An 18631-nucleotide genomic window follows, 5' to 3' on the forward strand; every position below is an offset into this window, starting at 1 on the left:
TACGATTTGTAAATATGAATCATTACGATTTATTAGCAGTGTCACTTTAGAAAAGGCTTCCTGATCTGATAGTCGATTTAAACGATGGCAATTTTTTGTCTCCAATAGAAAAAAAGCCCATTCATAAAAGAAAGACTTCCCTATCTGCAAAACACCAGCTATTAAGGTCATTAATCTCTATCAACAGCTGTTGGAGGCTGTCCTATGAAAAACTCACATTTTGTTGAGAGTGCTGCCAAAATAATGATTGAGAAAGGATGGTTCGATTGCCTTCCTATAACCATCCCTACATCCACCTTCAGCAATAAAAATGACCAGCCCGCAGCAAATGGGTTGATCTATTTGCAAGATTTAAGATTCTATTTGCAGATTAAACGTTCTATTTGCAGATTCGGCCTTTCTATTTGCAGGTCTAACTATCTATTTGCAGATTAATATTTTTTTGCAAAAAAGCTTTTTTATTGCAGAGTGTATCCATCTGTTTGCAGATTCAGCGTTCTATTTGCTGATTCCCCCATCTAATCCCCCTCCTACTCGCAGTCTCCTAAAAAGAAAATCCGGCTCCACCAAGGAAGCCGGGTTTCCCCACACTATTACTTATCTTTCTTTCCATTCCCTTTACCAGGCTTCACCGGGCCATCAGGGGTTTCATGATTTTGCGGAGGCTGTTCGCCTTTTTTAAGCTTATACAGTTCGACTGTCTTAGTTGTTTTGTTTCCGGCCAGGTCCTCTGCTTCAAACGTGAACACGTTTAAGCCTTCCTTCAATGAGAGCTTAATTTTCTTGAACTCTTTTTCAATAGGTCTCATAGCATATGGTTCCTGGAATTCCTGGTAGAATAGCTCGCTGCCGTCCTGGGAGAAGCGAAGCTGGTCAAAGTTATCTGTCACTGTGATGTCGATGACAGGGTCTTTCTTGTTATGCTTAATGTATTTGCTTGAAGGCAGTCCATCAATTTCAACCGTCGGGCCAGTAGCATCGACGATGATCGTGCGCTTAAAAGAGATCGCATTATTTGCAGTATCCACCGCTTTCACTTCCAGGCTGTGAACACCATCTTCAAACGTCATCTTTGTTTCAAATTCATATTGCGCTTTTTCTTCATTGTACGTAGTCTCAATAGGTGTTCCGGCTATGGTAAATTCCTTCATGCCAGATTCTTCTTTAATCGTGCCGCTGACAGTCAGTTCATTTGTGTTGTATACTTCAAGTGCTTCAGGCTCTTCAAGGTACACGTATGGAACAGTCTTGTCATTGCTCACTTCGCCCACTTCCACAGTTGCTTCAGAAGAGTTGCCGGCAAAGTCATAAGCTACAACCTTAACATTGGTGCCAACTTCCAATTCTTCCGGAAGGTCAAATTCTTCTGTATCCCCGCTTAGTGCTTCATCCAGAATAGACTCTTCATCTACGAAAATATCAATATACGAAATGCCGGAGCCTTCAGGGTTATCAGCAGCTTCCAGCTTTAATGCTGTGTTGCCTTCGATAAGCTCAGCCTGAACGCTTGGCGTAGCCGTATCTACTTTTACAGGGATTTTAACGGATTGCCATTCTGCCCCTGCATAATCGATGACAGACTTAATCTCAAAATAGTACTGTCCATCCTCCGCAAGCTGGTTGCTGATCTTTCCATCCCAGTCCCAATTCGGGTTAAGCGTATAATTCGCACCAAGGCCTCCATCGTAATAATGCTTGCGAACGCTGTTTTCCGTGCGAAGCTTTCTTAGTGTTTTTCCATCTTCATCTGTTACAGAGAATTCTACTTGTTTCGCATTTCTCAGGAATGAAAGAACCGGGATCAATTGATCCTGAACTTTATCCCCGTTCGGAGAAATCGCGATTGATTCACCGCTGAATGCATCGTTTACCGGATCATATCCTAAGTAAGAATAGCCCTCGGCTGTCTCAGAAACTGCTCCTGCCATTCCGTAGAATGAACTGTCATCATACTTCATGCCGTCAAGGATTGGCGCTTTATCCCAATCACCCTTGAAGCCTACATATGGAACCGTTAACTGCGGGTTCACATCAGCTGAATCTGTCAAAGTGACATACCCTTCGACAAAGTATCCATTCGGGAATACCTCGTTGATGTCCAGAGGAGTTTCCCAGTTTCCTGTTTTCGAAGGATCTACCACTTTTGCATTGCTGACATCCACACTTACTTTAAAGCTTACAGATCCATTCGCAGGAACGGTTATCGCTGCTGAATCCTGGCCTTTCACTTTTACAGAAGCATCCAAAATCTTCTGAGCTTCAAGCTCATCTGCTGCCCAGCCCATCTCTCCATAGGCTGCAAAATCAGTCTGCAGATTCGCTGCTACATCGTAAGCCACATCTTCATCACTGAAGTTTTGTGCTTTTAATGTGAATTCAAATGTATTGCCAACCTCTTTCAATGCCACTTTCCCTTCATTCGTTGAAGCCTCCGTTACGATAACTGGAGATGATAACGCCGAATGAAGCTGCATGATGCCCGAACCTTGTCGGCGTGGAGAATAGGGAATATTCCATTCAAATGCACTGTTGACGGTTCCTTTATCAATGACCGGCGCCGCTGTATTCATCATCAGATTCTTCGCAACGTTAACACGGTCAAAGCCAGTTACACCGAATTCTGTATCCACACGCTCAAGAACAAGTGCTGCACCTCCGGAAACGTGAGGAGCTGCCATGGAAGTACCGCTCATCATTCCGTACTGGTTATTCTCAAGAGTAGAGTAGATTTGTCCGCCTGGAGCTGTAATTTCAGGCTTGAAGTCCAGGTTAGGCGTTAATCCCCATGAAGTGAAGGCGCTCATTTTGCCTGCTTCAGGGTTTGCTGACTTTGTTTTTTCTCCGTTAAAAGAAAGATTGACTGTCTGGCCATCCTGTATGGCTGCTGCCAGCTTGTCTCCATCTGTCTTCAGCATGAACAGCTGCGGGATGGTAATGGACGGATCGCTTGCCATGTTGACATAACCGTCAGCATTATTGTAGATAATGACGCCAACAGCTCCGGCTGCCTGAGCATTCATCGCTTTATCAACAAATGCCAATTCTCCGCGCTTGATTAATGCGTATTTTCCAGCAACACCGGAAAGCTCTTCAGGCTTGCCCAGTCCGCCGTATGCCACCTCAAAGGTTTTCTGTTCAACATCGTTCGGATGAACATTTCCAGCTGATAAAAACGCAGCTTTTCCGGACTCTTCACCAATCTGATAGTTCACTGCATCAAGATCCATGAAGCTATTTTCAATGGATGCTACCTGCAGGGAATCATAGGATACACCAGGTGATCCGCTAACACCGATATCCGGGTTTTCACTGCTTGGATTTGCAAATCCATTTCCAAAGTGAGCAGAGTTCCCCGCAGAGATAGACATTAAAATGCCGTTTTCTACTGCTCTGGCAATCGCTTTTTGTTCAGCTGACTCAGGGCTGACGAACCCGGCCGTTGAACCAAGGCTCATGTTCAGTACGTCTGCACCAAGTACAATCGCATCATCAATTGCCTTTACATAAATATCACTGTATGTAGAAGGCATATTCGGATCATTTCCGAATACTTTAAGCGCAAGGATCTGGGCTTCAGGTGCTACCCCTTTAATGCCGCCGTTTTCCTCATCGCCATTCGCTCCGACAGTTCCGGCAACGTGCATTCCATGCATGGAAGCATCCGGGCCGATATCACGGATTGTGTCATTTTCATCCATATAGTTGTATCCATATGGTACTTTTTCAGAATAATATTTTCCAAGAAGGCCATTATCTTTTTTAAACTTGGAGATTTCCGCCTTCGTTAACTCCTTTTCTGATTCATCGGCTAAAACCATGTCACGGTGAGAAGGATCCATACCGGTATCAATGACACCGACTACCATGCCCTCACCTTTAAAGCCATAATCACGCCAAGCTTCCTGAGCTTGTACGAGCTCTTTGCTGTAAAGCATATCCGGCTTTTCCTGCGGCTTTTCGTACTCGTTCACTACTTGTACTTCGGCCACTTCCGGCATTTCTTCTACAAGCTCAATGTCGCCATACATCATCTCAGCACTAAAGCCATTTACAATTGTAGTAAAGCTTTCGCGCTCAATCATTTTCACTTTATTCTTTTTAGCGCGATCTTTAACTTTCTGCTGCTCAGACAGCTTTTCATTTTTTAGCTTCTGCTTTGTTGCATCTGGAAGTTCTTTATACTTCTTCTTTTGCTTTTGGGCATAAAGGACAGATGGCTCTGTCTTCATCTCCACGATGACCCTGACAATATCAGTTTTGCTGTACTGCTTGTCCAGCTCACTTTTCTTTATTTCCTGGATGGTCTTGCGGTTTTCTTCTCCCTTGCTGCTCGGTGTTTTACCAGGCACAACGGCTGCAGATACCGAACTGGAGAAGATTAGCATGAACATTAATAAGGCCACTGCTGATCTTTTAATCCTCATCCCCTACCTCCTAGTTATATTATTCAGAATTTTTTTAATACACTATAAAGGTACCAAAACCAAATTTTTCATATAAGGATCAAAAGACCTGATTACCAACTTTTAGAACAGGAAATTAGATCTATCTTTCCCGAAAAATGCTGTAAAAAAATTTCATATTTTAACAGAATATGAAATTTAATCAGGACAGAGGATCAGGTTCTTTGGCCCATTAAGGGCACTGCTAAAAAGGCATTAACCAGACAGCAGTAGATGGGCTGGTCTATTTGCAAGTTTTAAGATTCTATTTGCAGAATCAGCCTTTCTATTTGCAGGTCCACTCCATCTATTTGCAGATTGATATTCTGTTTGCAAAAAAAGCTCTTCTATTTGCAGGATCAGCGTTCTATTTGCAAATCCTCTCTTTCTATTTGCAGAATCCCCTACCTCTGCAGATTCCTTTTACCAAAACACCCTGTAATTGGATATTTATGTTAACATATTACTTAGGTTCCCTAAGCCGATCCAGAATCTCATGATTCAGTTTTATGATATGTTCGTGCCGTATAAAAACAATAATAGCAAACATAGAATAACAAAAAACAGCCAGAACACATTCGCAGTTAAGTATTTGCCCTATTTTAAAAGGAAAGCGGTGAAAATGTTGAGTAAGAATAAACGAATATTTTTAAGCCTATTTGCCATCCTCATTTGCCTTGCGCTATTTGTGATTGGAATCCTATTTGCCGGAAAAATGCCTTTCCTTACTGTGCTGGGGATAGCCGGCCTTAGCGGAATCTATTATGTTGTGTTCCGGCTTGTAAAGACATCAGCGGAGATAGAAAAATAACTTAGATGAAAAGGAGATACACACATGAATACATTTAAAAATATCATAGTCACAAAAGATGAATTCGCGTCTTTTCGGGAAGAAATCGGCCAGCCGAGTGCGCGTGCCGCCGGCAAAGTCATCTCCTTCATCGATGAGCACTGCATTGACTTTATTTCCAAGTCGCCTTTTTTAACGATGTCCACTTCAAATGCCGCCGGAAAATGTGATGTTTCGCCAAGAGGAGATGCCCCCGGGTTTGTGACAGTTCTTGATGCGCAGCATTTATTTATTCCGGAACGGCCGGGCAATCGAAGAATGGATACCGCTCATAATCTTATCGAAAACTCCAATATTGGTATTATTTTTCTCATACCTGGGCTTGGGGAATCGCTAAGAATTAATGGTAAAGCGTACATATGCCGTGACCCGGAGCTCTTAGAAAGGAGTATAGCCAATGGACGCACTCCGTTATTTGGAATTTTAGTAGAAGCAGAGGAATGCTTTATCCATTGTGCAAAAGCATTGATCCGATCGGGATTATGGAACGGGGAGTCATGGCCTGCGAGAGAATCCCTTCCTTATGCCCCTGCCATGCTGGCAGCCCATACAAACCTGCCGAATCAAACCGCTGAACAAGTGTCGAAGGATCTTCAGGAAAGTTATAAAAACAGATTGTATTAAGGGGAAATAGATGGTGCGGAAAAAAGGAGCTGATCAGTTTGCTGGTTAAAAAGAAAGCATCTGAGGGAAAGAAAAACGGCGTTTCCTATCTGAATGGCCAAATTAAGTTTCAGGGTGTTTCCTTAAATGTGTAGAGCTATTTAACAGATGGAGTCTTAATCGACACAGGGGCTCAGTCTCTCCATAAATTTTTCGAACCGTTCATTGATGAAGCAGACTATGATCAGATCATGATCACCCATTTTCATGAAGGCCATTCCGGCTGTGCGGCATATGCAGCACAAACGAAGAAATTGCCCATTTTCTTAACGAAACATCCATTCCTTCCTGTGAAAAAAGGGCTGATTACCCCTTATATCGACAGCTTTTTTGGGGCAAAATGAAGCCATTTCACGCCCATGCGATGCCGGATTCCTTTTCCTCCCGAAAAGCGCACTGGGATGTTATCGACACTCCCGGCCATGCTTTCGATCATAAAGCTTTTTTAAACCGGAAAACCGGCCAGCTGTTTACAGGTGATTTATTTGTCAGAGAGAAGACCAAGGTGGTTTTAGCAGAAGAAAGCATTCCGGAGATTATCCGCTCCCTTGGACGCGTTCTAACCCTTGACTTTGAAGATGTATTCTGCAGCCACGCGGGCTTTGTAGAAAATGGACGCGCATCCCTGCAGCGAAAACAGGACTATTTGCTGTCCATCCAGGATGAAGTATTCTCACTGTATAAAGAAGGGCATCCCGCTGACGCGATCTGCCAGAGGCTGTTCCCGAAAAAATACCCGATCGTGAAATTTTCACGCGGCGAGTGGGATTCCAGGCACATCGTCACATCGATTTTGAAGGAATGCAGCACACGGTAAGCAGAATCGTCATGGAGCGTGTTTCTATGATTCTCTGCCTTTATCTCCTTTGACTGTTTTTACATTTCATAAATTTCTTAACAATGATACAATAAAAATGTAATAATTTTACATAAGGAGTGGATTCATTTGTCTATCACCACTAATGGTAAAACGATTATCAAAGAAGCTACCATTTACTCACCATTGGAATTCGTTTGGTATGCCTGGACAATTTCCGAAAGAGTGTCTGAGTGGTTTGCACCTGAAGCAGCCATTGAAGCCAGGGAAGGCGGGAAATATGAACTTTACTTCGCACCTGGAAATAAAACGGGCATGAATACCAGGGGCTGTAAAGTCACAAAGTTGAAGAACGAAGAAGAGCTTCTCTTTACCTGGAAAGGCCCGGACCAGTTCGAGTCCATCATGAACAATGAAGACGACTTAACCATTGTAAGTGTGAGCTTCAAGCCAATCGATGAAACTGCAACCAACGTGATGGTGAAACACAGTGGATTTAAAGATCATGATGAATGGGCTGAAGCTATTAAATGGCACGAAATGGCTTGGGCAGGTGTACTGGATAGTTTAAAGTCCGCTCTGGAAAAGGGCGAAGGCAACTTATGCTGCCAGCCATAATCCTATAAGTAAAGAGAAATTGAAATGTCCTCTTTTTTTAAATAATCCACAGAAATAAAAGTGATTATGGCAACTCAAATGACGCAAAAAAGCAAAAGGGAGCTGCCAGACAAGGCATTTGCTCTCTTTTCTCCGTAAAAACTTTATTTAAATCATTTACTACAACCCATCAAACCTCACTTCATACAGGTATTTCAACTGTTTTTCAAGAATCCTCGCTGGAATATAAGGGAATAGTGCATCTCTAAGAGTTACAGAAACACGGTCATTCAGCTGGGCCACCCTTCCAATCCTGTTTGACATTTTGGCAATTTCACTGGTCCGCCCCGTTCGTTCGTGTTCATATCTTTCCAATGCTTCTTTAATTGTGGGTCTCCTTTTTAAATGACCTGCGAGAATGATTGCATCTTCAATAGACTGTCCGGCCCCTTGCCCCAGATTGGGCGTCATGGCATGAGCTGAATCACCGAGCAAAACAATGTTCCCAAATTCAAAGCGGCTGATTGGAGGAAGATCATAAATATCATGGTGAAGCAATTGGTGATCAGACGTTTGTGCCAGTATGCCGGGGATTGGCTCGTGGTAGCCTTCAAATATCCTGGTCAAGTTCGATACAGTAAAGGCTCTGAATTGAGAATCCTTTTCTTTGGCATTAACGCAGGCAAACCAATAGATTCGGTTGTCCGGCAAAGGTACGATACCGAAGCGTCCCCCGCGGCCCCAGGTTTCTATAAATATTTTTGGATCATAATCCCTCAAGTTCGGTCCAGCCTGCACAACCGCCCTCCAACAGGTGTATCCGGAATACCGGGGTTTTGCACTCGGCATCAGTGTTTCACGAATGGTGGAGTGAATGCCATCCGCAGCGATCAGCAAATCCCCTTTCTCTGTTGAACCATCGTCAAACCATACTCTCACTCCGGAGGCATTTTGTTCAAAACGCCTGCAAGTCTTTCCAGTATGGACAATTTGCTCCTGACCTAAAGCGCTCATTAGCAGCTCCAGGAGCTTTCCTCGCTCAATCGCAACGTTATCAAGTCCATACTTGCTGCTGATTAAAGCTGTGTCCGTCCGCTGCAGGATTTTCCCTGCAGGTGTTACGATGCGAAGTTCATCCAATGCCTTTCCTTCCTGAACAGCCTGATCGCCCACACCAAGCTGCTGCAAAGCACGGACAGCATTTGCGCCGATTCCTAGCCCGGCACCTGCGAAACGCACTTCATGCTTGCTTTCAAAAACCTTCACTTCCATCCCGATTTTGCGAAGGGCAATGGCTGCGCTAAGCCCTCCGATGCCTGCACCTATGATGATAGCTTTCATCGTATCACCGCTTCCCCTCTTACAAGTACATATAATCCAACCATTGAATTAATCTACTATTTTATTTATTTCTTAACTTATTTAATTCTGGAATATGTTTATAAATATCCGATACTTTATCTACAACCTCTAACTTCACTGCATCTCCGCCATTTCCCGTCATAGCAGTATTTATAAATCCATATATTAATCTCAGCAATGTTTTAGCATCAGCTTCTGTAAGATGATTAACAGCATCTATCGTATTGTCAAACTCATTACTATCAGTAGTTTCTTTCAATGTCATCCCTCCTCATAAATAATAGGATTTTAATATCCTTCTTAAACAAACCTGCCTCTTTATTTGAATAACTAACTTTCGTTTAATCTATTAAACAGAATACCGATAGAACCTTTTATCAACCTGTAATACTGGAAAATTCTTGGGCAACTCTTTAAGACCTATACTTAAAAATCCATTTTTTTCGTAAAATCTATGAGCGGCTAAAAATTGGGGTGTGGTTCCAAGATACACTGTTTTTATTGAGTTTTCCTTCGCCCATTTAATTGCATTGTTTAATAAGAGACTTGCAGTTTTAAATTTTGCGCCTCGGAATTCTTTATCTACAAACATCTTTCTTAATGCAACTTGATTATTTCCTATATCTAATAGACTGATTGTACCAACTACTTTCTCGTTATAAACAGCTATCCAAAAGTTTCCACTACCAGTCTGGTAAAAATCTTCTATGGTAAACAAATCAGGTTGGTCCTTCCTAGTTATCGGAATGTTATATTCTTGTTGCTGGATATCAAGAATTAAATCTACGACTTGAGCTTGATACTCATTAGAATATTGTTTCACAATGGGACTATTATTCATAAATTCACACCGCCTAAAAATGACTCTACTTTCTAAATTTAACAACAAAATACATTTTTAGGAACCCTCGTTCTTTGGTTAACCTACCCTAATGAAAAAAAAAGGCTACTGTATTACTAAGACTGAGCTTGAGCATAAGTATTCGTTACTTAATTGGAAAGACCGGCAACTCTAATTTACAACCTTTTCAGTTAATCCGAAAATAAAAATTACTTTTCAGAGTAAATTATTGTTTGTTTCAATAGTAATATGTATTACCTTATAAAGTAAGGAGGATGAAAAAATGGATGATTTGAAATTAAATGTTTCTCTTCTGCGAAGAAAAGTACCAAATCTTACAAGTGCTGCTAAATCAGTCGGCTTACGCCCAGCAACAGTTTCTAATTTATGTACAGGAAAAATCCCCTTGGGGCGTTCTGAAGTCAGAACTCTAGTTGCTCTTGCAACCTTAGCACAATGCAGTGTTGATGAATTAATTTTAAAGGGGGAAACGGTTGATATGATTGAAACAAAAATAAAGACGTTAGATTTATTTGCACCAATTGCTAAAGGTGGAACAGTGGGACTTGTAGCACGTCCTGGAATGGGGCAGCTTGTTGTTCTTGGAGAGGTATTTTTCAGGCTGAAAAACGACGGATATTCCACTATATTACTTAAGCCAGAAGCTCCTCATCCAGAAATAAATGACATCATCGATTATGTCGATGTAGTTGTTGAATCAATCGAAAAAGCTCTTGATCAAATAGTTAAATCCGGGAAGAATAAAGAAATAATTTTTTGTGCTGACCGCTCCAATGTATTATCTGGTGATATATATAAACTTCAAGAAAATCTGCAGGATGGAAATATTCAAAATGTAACTACTTTCCTTCTGGATTTAAAGGGTGAAGCAGTTGATGATGACCTTCCATATGGCCCACTAGAAACAGTATGGCAATTTGATGCAGACCTCACAGCAAGACACCGATTTCCCGCCGTTAATCCCATCTATTCGACATCTTCAGTATTGGAAGGTGGCCATCTAGACCAAAGTCATTTGTATATTCAACAAAGAGGACAAAAACTTTTACGTCGATATCGAGAGTTGCGCTCTCTCGTAAACGTTAAAGGATTGGATGCAGTTCCATCATCTGAATTAGAAACATATCGAAGAGGAGAACGTTTAGAGGCATACCTGACCCAGCCTTTTTATGTAGCAGAACCATTTACACGAAAAAAAGGTGAAGCAGTTAATATTAAAGATACATTAAATGATGTTCGAAAAATATTAGACGGAGCATTTGATTCTCACGAATTACAGGAATTAGATTATAAAGGCAGGTTATAACCGCTGAACGAATAGGACGAACTCATAATCATAAAGAAGAAGATTCATCTTATGAAAAACAGGAACATCTTCTCATAACCTTAATCAGGCTGTGTAACTTTTACGGCAGCCTGATTTTTTTAAAATCAAGAAAACATAAAAGCTGTCCAACCAAAGGACCATTCCAGTTGTCGAACACACCGTTTATTTCCTTAAATAAGCAGCTAGTTTTTGTAAAACAACGTTTAATTTGCAATCTCAAACTTATCAGTTGCAGGGTCTTCATCAGCACTCCTTAGCCTAACAACGATTTCCGCTTTAAAACTAACTTTGTATTAAAAGAGGAATCATGTAACTAAACGATTGTGCATTCGGTGATTCATATTTTTCTAACTTAATTCCTTTCGTGTTAAATCCAAATCGATGAACTAACTTTAAAAAATGAAAGCACATAAATTGGTCACAGACATTAAAATTCATTGTGGCAAACAATGTAGGCTCCAGCCGATCTATATAGATATTACTATGACTTTTTAATGAATCGGAGGAAATCTCTTCATTTAAGATAAAACCTACCTCTCCCGTCATTGAAGCACCTTTCGCATCTAGTGTTCTTATAAATATTCCAGGCCGCACATTTAATCCTAATTTTTTTACTATTTCTATATCAGCTTTCATAACAGATTGAAAAGGGTTCATTGCCCTTGGTACCGCATGTCTAAACCAGATAAAAGTGGTTGGAGAAGACCATTTAACCAAGTGCATATGCTGCTCACTATAATTCAAACCATTTAAGTATTCTTTAGCAATATTTAATGAAGACAACTTTGCTTCAACTTCTTGTCTCCAAGCAGTGATTAATTGCTGCTTCTCTCCTACTCCTGCATGTAAAAATTGATAGATATCCTCAACCTTAATATCAGCTAACCGGAGGGAATGGATAATTAAGGCCTGTTCAACTTGATCATCAGAATATATTCTATATCCATTCTCTAATCTCTTCATCGGTTCTAACAATTTTTTTTGGTCATAAAATCGAAGAGTACTTGGTGATAGGCCTGTTCGTTCTGAAAATTTATTAATCGTCATTTCCAAACCTTAACCCTCCTTTATCTTAGGCAGGATATGACCAAACATTTATACGGTTTCCGTCTAAATCAAAAAAATGAAATCCTGCCCACCCTTTTTGTGGATCACCTGCAACTTCAGATAATTCCAACCCTTTTAGCTTTAATTGATTGTAGGTATCATTAAATACTCCTGGCCGGATATCAAAATAATTTCTCACAGCAGGGTTACCCTTTCTAAAATCTGCATCTTTAAGTTTTTCCAGCCAAATATTATCGTAGAACACTTCAGAAAGCTGCATCCAATCATAAGCATCTTCAATATGCAGGTGAGCAAACTCATCATTGTATTGCTTTACTAATTTCACGCCAAGATATTCCTTATACCATCTAATTGCTTTATCGATATCACTCACACCTATTCTTACATTTACATCACTGAATCCTGTTATTCTTGATGTAAGAAATTCACCTTCAATACTATTATTATAAACAGCGGTCAGCCTGGCGTTTTCAAAGCCAGTAATATCAAAACTAACTTGCCCATCAGGTAATGTTTTCAATTCTGTAACTTTAATTCCCTCCCTATCAAAATAGTTTAATGTTTCGCCAAGGTTCGTTATCTCGAAACCCATTCTCATATTGCCTTCAAAGAAACTATCAGCTTTAAAATGCTCCATATCAGACTCAAATGATTTCAAAGTGATAACACCTAATCTTGGCATTTTAAGAAAAGCCTTTTTTCCCACTGGAGTAATTACCTGGTCCAAACAAGCCCACCCCATATGCTTGGTATACCATTCCACTCCCTCTTCAAATTTATCCCATGACACCATAATAAAACCGCCATCCCAACGAAATTTCATCTGTCCCATCCCTACTTTCTAATTCTGTAAGTTCTACCAATTTCATTCTAAAGGTTAAAGTAAGTTTAAGGTCAAGTGTTTATTGGTTAATTTATGTAACTAACATTCCACTTTAAAAAAAGAGCTGCCGATCCCTGGTGGATCTACAACTCTTACCCTTTCCCGTTATTGAAGAATGAACGAGCAATGTTATTTATCTATTTGGAAATTAGATATTTTTCTCTGAAGATTGGACTAAGTTCACTCCATACATCGAATTTATTTCCATCTAAATCATAAAAAACAAAGTTTCTTCCCGTGTGCCCTCTGTTTTCAATCTCTCCAACTCTAATTTCATTTTGCCTAAAGTCTGTATGTATTGATTCTAAGGCATTTAATCCATTAACTTCAAATGTTAACGAAAAACGTTCATTACCGTAAATATCAAAGAAATTTGAACTTTGATTTTCATTAGATTTCACAAGAAAAATACTTTGATTTGCAAAGTTTAAAATAGCTTTGTCTTGATCTTTGTAGCTTAATTCTGCTCCTAATTTATTTACATACCAATCAGAGGAAAGGTCTACATTAGTCACTGGAATATATATTGTGCCTACCCTTAATAATTTCTCGACCATTTTTTGTCTCCTTTCAAAATACCAAAATATTCTAATTTATTTATTCAACAAAAAAACCTTACTTCCTGCATCAAGTAAGGATTTTAAACTTATTTATGCAACTGTTATTGAACAAACCTGCCCCATTAATTCAATAAAAAATGCTGCATCAGCAGAATTTCTAATATATCTCACGTCTCAAATGTCCACTCAGGTATGCACAGATTCTAATGGTTTCGCTTTTTTGTATTCCATTAAATTTTGTATAACCTCTAATGGTGTCCCATTAAGTGAAATTACATCTATATCTTCAGTGAGTAGCTTTAAGCAATAAATAAAGTTGTTATAATTACAATAGAATTTCTCATTCTTGGCGTCTTTGGCAAATGGATTGTCGTTCCCTGCTAATTACAGAAAGACAATATATAAGTAAAATAAAATAACTATCCCGTTAACAGAGTTAGCTGTAATGTGCTGATAGATAGAGAGGTGTAATAGGAATGACTATAAATACTCGTGTTAGAATACCGGATGGATTTTGGACGGTGCTAAAAAAACTTGGAATTAATGCTCATGATTTGGTTCGGAAAACAAAAATGCCGCTTACTGTAATTACTGAACAAGTTGTCACTATTGACCAATATTACGCATTATGGCAAGCATATTCCGATATCATCGGTGACATGGAAGTTGGAATATTGCAACTTCCGACAGTATTTGAAACAACGCAGTATCCCCCGCCTGTACTGGCAGCTTACCATGCCCGTGATTATCGGGATGCTCTTGAAAGAATGGCTCGGTACAAAGAAATGTGTCCTCCTGAAAAAATACGCATTATGGAGGAAGACACAAATTGTGTAATTGAACTGGAATGGCTTGATACGGAGCATGCGGGACCACCCCTACTTGTTGGGACCACTCTCGCGTTTTTATTGGAACTCGGACGGCGGGGCACCGGTTATTCTATAAAAGCTAAATCAGCAGAATTTACACATTCATTTGGTCAAGTACAGGCGCTTGAAGAATACTTTGGCTGCCCTATCCACATTGGAGCAGAACGTAATAGTCTGACATTGCATAGAGATGACCTTAATCGCCCCTTTACTTCCTACAACGCTGACTTACTGGAGATCTTAGCAAACATTAGAGGAACAGCGCCACAGTCACTCCATAACGGAGGTAGTTAAGTGGATATTGAAACGCAATTTAACAGGAGAACGACTCGACATACAAGATGTAGCAAGTGAGCTCTGCATGAGCGAACGAACCTTACAGCGCCAGCTTGCTAACGAAGAGACCAGCTTTAAGGAGCTGCTAAAGGAAGCCCGTCATGAACAGTCAAGACAGTACTTGGCTAATCCTAATCTAGATATTAAAGAAGTGGCATTTCTTGTTGGATATAAAGATCAGAGCTCGTTTTATCGAGCCTTCCGTAGCTGGGAAGCTATGACACCTTTAAATTGGCGTGCTGAACATGCACTTATAAACGAACTAAGTTGATAACCAGCACAAAGGAGAAATGTATCTTGGAAATGGAATTATTGAAAAAAACTGCTTTAGTTACAGGTTCAACAAAAGGCATAGGTAAAGCAATAGCGAAAGAATTGGCTAAAGAAGGAGTTAATATTCTCATAAATGGACGCAATTATGAGGAGGTAGATCGAACTGTACAGGAAATCAAATCAGAATTCCCGCTAACTTCTCCTCAAAATGCTGCAGCCGATATTGTGGATGTTCATCAAAGAGAGGAATTATTTAAAAAATTCCCGAATGTAGACATTTTAGTTAACAATATGGGTATTTACGAAATCATGCCATACGAGGATGTTACGGATGAACTATGGCAAAAATACTTCGAAACTAACGTATTAGCCGCAAATGGATTATGTAAACATTATCTGCCAAAAATGCTGGACAATAATGATGGCCGCATCATCTTTATTGCAAGTGAAGAAGCAGTAATGCCTTCTGGACAAATGCCTCAGTATTGTATGACAAAGTCAATGCTTCTATCATTGGCAAAAAGCTTGTCTATACTAACAAAAGTAACAGAAGTTACCGTCAATACGATTATGCCGGGACCAACACTTTCTGAAAATGTCCAGGATATAATTGAGGGTATTTACAGAAATGAAAACATAACCTTCTCAGAAAAAGAAAAACAATTCATGTTGAATAATCTGCCACAATCTGAAATACAGCGATTTATCAGACCGTTTGAAATAGGAAGACTAGCTGCATTCTTATGCAGTCCCTATGCATCTGCATTTAAAGGCTCACCAATCCGTATGGATGGAGGAATGGTACCGACCATTTTTTAATCAAAAAAGCTGCCAGGAGGAGAATGTTAATATAAAACATAGGTTACTAGTGTCCTATTTAATTTGTTATAACTCTCGTGCAGTACTAGCCTCTGAAGTAAACTTCCGAATTTATACGAGCCTTTCAAAGTTCACGGCAAAATTCGGAGCGTTTACTTTTACTAACCCTTCACCTAAAAAGGCCTCGTATGGATTCTTTCAATGTTTTTATAATGGTTTCATAGCGTACCTCCTAACCGCATTTTCTCCCCCGATGTAAGAGGTGCTCATTTTCATAACTGTCTCTAAATCCATTACTCCGATTGCAATATCTATAAATGGCTTAGCTCCTAAACCCATAATAGATGTGCTTCCTATGTGTTCAATAGTATTACGTTGTCATTCAAAATTTCATTTAATTTACCTTTTTCCTCTTCAAATTCTTTTGCCCAATTTGAATTATAATCTTCAATCAATATTTTATTTTCCATTTTTTCTCCTCGGTAATTAAAATATAACACTTGAATAAACCTGCCCAGTTTGTTAAACAAGAAAAGAGATCGCTACAGCGATCCTCATCTTTAATTCTTGCAACTTCTAATTCTTTTTTATACTTTTTTGATATTTACTATGTCCATCGGTTACACCAATAAGTTCAAAGTCATTGCACTTATAAAAGTTATTTAATTTAGTATTATCTGTAACACAATCTAACTTAAGATATTCTTTTTCACTTGCATTGTCTTGTATCGAAGCTAATATACTTTTACCTATACCTTTCTTCATATAAGTTGGTGTTATTGCAAGTCTATGTAAATATAGCGATTTTGAAGAAATATCACTTCCCCAAATATGCCTATCCCATTCACTTTGTTTAGATAATAGTGTGAACGTAGCCACAATATTCTTATCTTTTAAAACAATGTATGTTTCTTGATTAATTATGGCTTGTTTAATCTCTTCATCCTCACCACCATCTAGCAGAAACCTCCATTGGTTTATATCATTATCTTTCATCCATTGAGCTATTTGCTTTAACATTTTAATAATTACACTGCTATCGTGATTAGTTGCAATTTTTATTTCAAATCCTTCACCGTAACCCAATTTATACCTCCTTTTTCAATTAACTTTTTTATTCGTTACCTTATAAATTCAACAAACCACTTCAACTAACCTGCCCCGTTAGTTAAGTAAGAATTGGCCACCATTGTGCAGCTTGATGTTAAAGTAATGCCTGCCTTTACGTTTTGTATAACATCCTCTATCGGAACTATCTGTTTTTTCTAATTATTCAAACACAAAAAGGTGTCCTTTTCAAGACACCCTTTTGTTCAGCTATTAATAATGTACAAAGTAGTAATAACCGTCTGCTTCACCAGATGAGGTTTTTCTCGGAGAATAAGCATAAGCTGATTTGCTAGATAGTAAACCATCCCAATTTGAATATCTTTTTAATGTTCCAGAGGTTTTCTTCAAGTATGGCTTGAATCCAATATAGCCAGAGTCGCCTTTTGAAAGTGTGAAAGAATATGTACTAGAGTCAGAAGCGCTACTAGTCCATGAAAAGCCTGCATTAGCCTTAATCGCATCTTTTTCTGCTGTAAGAGAAACACTATACGTAGCCGATACTGTCACACTAACTGCTTTATCAATTCTACAAGTTGATGTAGTACAACCGATGTCTGCTGTTACCTTTTTAGTACCACCAGTCACATTGGTAGTTGAAGAAGGAGTGTATCTGTAGTATTCGTAATAATCTCTTAAGATTGATACATCACCATCACCAGCAGCATCATCATCAGTAAACATACCCTCAGTGTCAACTTCCTCAGAATTTTCAACCTCATTTGCATATTCTTCTTTTGAAACTGGAACTAATTGTCCATCTACTTCCTTAAGAGGTGTTACATACTTTCCTAGAGATTCAACATAAATGGCATTTTTCTTCTCGATTTTTACAGGTTTATTAGCATCCTTCGACCCTGCAGCGAATGTAGATCCTCCAAATCCCCCTAAAAAAACAACACTCAAACTTAAGACAGCAAAAACCTTTTTAATATTAATTACCATAATTTTCCTCCTTTACCAGAATTACCTAAATTATCCAATTTTTTGAAAATTCGGTAAAGGGTCCTTGGACCTATTTAGTTGGTTGGATATAAAAATAAATTCCTGTTTTGTTGTCAATTGTGGGACTTACTTCGCCAGTTTTTGTTTTAACGACAGGAGCTTCTTCTTCACTTACTCCGGTATAAATTGTAAAAGTTTTTCCTGACTGTGTTTCTGTTCCCCAATTTATTTGAGAAGAATATTGTTTGACCTCATCATTCTTAACAAGTACATCTTGATCAGGATCATACCAGGCATATTGCCCTTCTTTTTCACTTATGCTTGATACACCTACGCCTAAGCCTTCCTCTAATTGTTTCTTATAAATAATAAATGTTTCTCCGTTTTCACTAACTTCCCCAATAATGTCTTCTTCTTTTATCTTTTCTTCTTTAATGCCATAATCAATTGTTTCTTCTTTGGTTTCAAACCATTTCGTTTCAGTAGATTCATCACTAGCTAATGCAGAACATCCTGTAAGTGCAAGCATGGCTATTGCAAAAGGCAATATTACTTTCATTTAAAATCCCCCTTTAAGAAAAGATGTAATATCTCCATGATACATTTCTGATAATATAAATTACAATATTTAGAAATTTTTATGAAATATCGTAGTATCCATTTCGAATTGTACTTCTTAATAGTTAAAGTTGATACGATTATTTCCCCATTTTACAGTTGCTGCTGCCCAGGCAAAACCCTTCTGCCATAACCTACCATATAATTTCTTTATAGTAAGGCCTTCCTATCCCCTTCTCGCTTCTGAATTCTTTACACTTTATAGGGATCTTACCTATGGTAAACATAATAAG

17 protein-coding genes and 2 pseudogenes are annotated in these 18631 nt (G+C 39.1%); 8 read left to right on the forward strand and 11 right to left on the reverse strand.

Annotated elements, in window-relative coordinates; translation table 11 throughout:
• Nucleotides 1-204: 204 nt before the first annotated feature.
• Nucleotides 205-435 (forward strand): hypothetical protein, encoded by a 231-nt coding sequence (locus NYE23_RS17275; protein ID WP_341079546.1) that lies wholly within the window; start codon nt 205-207, stop codon nt 433-435.
• Nucleotides 436-593: 158 nt separating this feature from the next.
• Here NYE23_RS17275 and NYE23_RS17280 read toward each other — a convergent pair whose 3' ends face one another.
• Entirely contained in the window at nt 594-4424 is a 3831-nt protein-coding gene (locus NYE23_RS17280; RefSeq protein ID WP_341079547.1) for a S8 family serine peptidase, read from the reverse strand.
• Between the two features lie 640 nt (nt 4425-5064).
• Here NYE23_RS17280 and NYE23_RS17285 point away from each other — a divergent pair.
• From NYE23_RS17285 to NYE23_RS17300, 4 genes and pseudogenes are all read left to right on the forward strand, one after another.
• The gene (locus tag NYE23_RS17285; protein ID WP_341079548.1) at nt 5065-5253 is read left to right on the forward strand and encodes a hypothetical protein; all 189 of its coding nucleotides are present in this window, start codon (nt 5065-5067) and stop codon (nt 5251-5253) included.
• A 24-nt stretch (nt 5254-5277) separates the two neighbouring features.
• On the forward strand, nt 5278-5916 hold the full coding sequence (locus NYE23_RS17290) for a pyridoxamine 5'-phosphate oxidase family protein (protein ID WP_341079549.1): 639 nt from the start codon (nt 5278-5280) through the stop codon (nt 5914-5916).
• Between the two features lie 38 nt (nt 5917-5954).
• Nucleotides 5955-6772 (forward strand): annotated as a pseudogene (locus NYE23_RS17295) (MBL fold metallo-hydrolase).
• A 129-nt stretch (nt 6773-6901) separates the two neighbouring features.
• Nucleotides 6902-7390, forward strand: a complete 489-nt coding sequence (locus NYE23_RS17300) for an SRPBCC family protein (RefSeq protein WP_341079551.1) — start codon at nt 6902-6904, stop codon at nt 7388-7390.
• Between the two features lie 159 nt (nt 7391-7549).
• On the opposite strand, the gene NYE23_RS17305 is transcribed toward NYE23_RS17300, so the two are convergent.
• From NYE23_RS17305 to NYE23_RS17315, 3 genes are all read right to left on the reverse strand, one after another.
• A complete protein-coding gene (locus NYE23_RS17305) occupies nt 7550-8710 on the reverse strand; it encodes an FAD-dependent monooxygenase (RefSeq protein WP_341079552.1) in 1161 nt (386 codons plus the stop codon).
• A 61-nt stretch (nt 8711-8771) separates the two neighbouring features.
• Nucleotides 8772-8990: a hypothetical protein gene (locus NYE23_RS17310; protein WP_341079553.1), complete on the reverse strand. Its 219-nt coding sequence runs from the start codon at nt 8988-8990 to the stop codon at nt 8772-8774.
• A 90-nt stretch (nt 8991-9080) separates the two neighbouring features.
• Nucleotides 9081-9572, reverse strand: a complete 492-nt coding sequence (locus NYE23_RS17315; RefSeq protein ID WP_341079554.1) for a GNAT family N-acetyltransferase — start codon at nt 9570-9572, stop codon at nt 9081-9083.
• Between the two features lie 283 nt (nt 9573-9855).
• Here NYE23_RS17315 and NYE23_RS17320 point away from each other — a divergent pair, with 283 nt between their 5' ends.
• Entirely contained in the window at nt 9856-10899 is a 1044-nt protein-coding gene (locus NYE23_RS17320; protein ID WP_341079555.1) for a hypothetical protein, read from the forward strand.
• 303 nt (nt 10900-11202) lie between these two features.
• Here the strand turns inward: NYE23_RS17320 and NYE23_RS17325 are convergent, their stop codons facing one another.
• The 3 genes from NYE23_RS17325 to NYE23_RS17335 form a co-directional block, all read right to left on the reverse strand.
• Nucleotides 11203-11967 carry a helix-turn-helix domain-containing protein gene (locus tag NYE23_RS17325; protein ID WP_341080789.1) on the reverse strand — a complete coding sequence of 255 codons (765 nt, stop codon included), beginning with the start codon at nt 11965-11967 and terminating at the stop codon, nt 11203-11205.
• 25 nt (nt 11968-11992) lie between these two features.
• A complete protein-coding gene (locus NYE23_RS17330; RefSeq protein ID WP_341079556.1) occupies nt 11993-12811 on the reverse strand; it encodes a VOC family protein in 819 nt (272 codons plus the stop codon).
• 197 nt (nt 12812-13008) lie between these two features.
• A complete protein-coding gene (locus NYE23_RS17335) occupies nt 13009-13428 on the reverse strand; it encodes a VOC family protein (RefSeq protein ID WP_341079557.1) in 420 nt (139 codons plus the stop codon).
• Between the two features lie 479 nt (nt 13429-13907).
• On the opposite strand from NYE23_RS17335, the pseudogene NYE23_RS17340 reads away from it, so the two are divergent.
• Nucleotides 13908-14907 (forward strand): annotated as a pseudogene (locus tag NYE23_RS17340) (helix-turn-helix domain-containing protein).
• A gap of 32 nt (nt 14908-14939) precedes the next feature.
• Nucleotides 14940-15728 carry an SDR family NAD(P)-dependent oxidoreductase gene (locus NYE23_RS17345; RefSeq protein WP_445662622.1) on the forward strand — a complete coding sequence of 263 codons (789 nt, stop codon included), beginning with the start codon at nt 14940-14942 and terminating at the stop codon, nt 15726-15728.
• Nucleotides 15729-15935: 207 nt separating this feature from the next.
• Here the strand turns inward: NYE23_RS17345 and NYE23_RS17350 are convergent, their stop codons facing one another.
• The 4 genes from NYE23_RS17350 to NYE23_RS17365 form a co-directional block, all read right to left on the reverse strand.
• The gene (locus NYE23_RS17350) at nt 15936-16067 is read right to left on the reverse strand and encodes a hypothetical protein (RefSeq protein WP_341079559.1); all 132 of its coding nucleotides are present in this window, start codon (nt 16065-16067) and stop codon (nt 15936-15938) included.
• Nucleotides 16068-16304: 237 nt separating this feature from the next.
• Nucleotides 16305-16814, reverse strand: coding sequence for a GNAT family N-acetyltransferase (locus tag NYE23_RS17355; protein WP_341079561.1), 510 nt, complete (start codon nt 16812-16814; stop codon nt 16305-16307).
• Nucleotides 16815-17048: 234 nt separating this feature from the next.
• A complete protein-coding gene (locus NYE23_RS17360; protein ID WP_341079563.1) occupies nt 17049-17780 on the reverse strand; it encodes a DUF6060 domain-containing protein in 732 nt (243 codons plus the stop codon).
• 70 nt (nt 17781-17850) lie between these two features.
• The gene (locus NYE23_RS17365; RefSeq protein ID WP_341079564.1) at nt 17851-18339 is read right to left on the reverse strand and encodes a hypothetical protein; all 489 of its coding nucleotides are present in this window, start codon (nt 18337-18339) and stop codon (nt 17851-17853) included.
• Between the last annotated feature and the right edge of the window lie 292 nt (nt 18340-18631).

The organism is Cytobacillus sp. FSL H8-0458, from assembly GCF_038002165.1.
Classification (GTDB): Bacteria; Bacillota; Bacilli; order Bacillales; family Cytobacillaceae; genus Cytobacillus.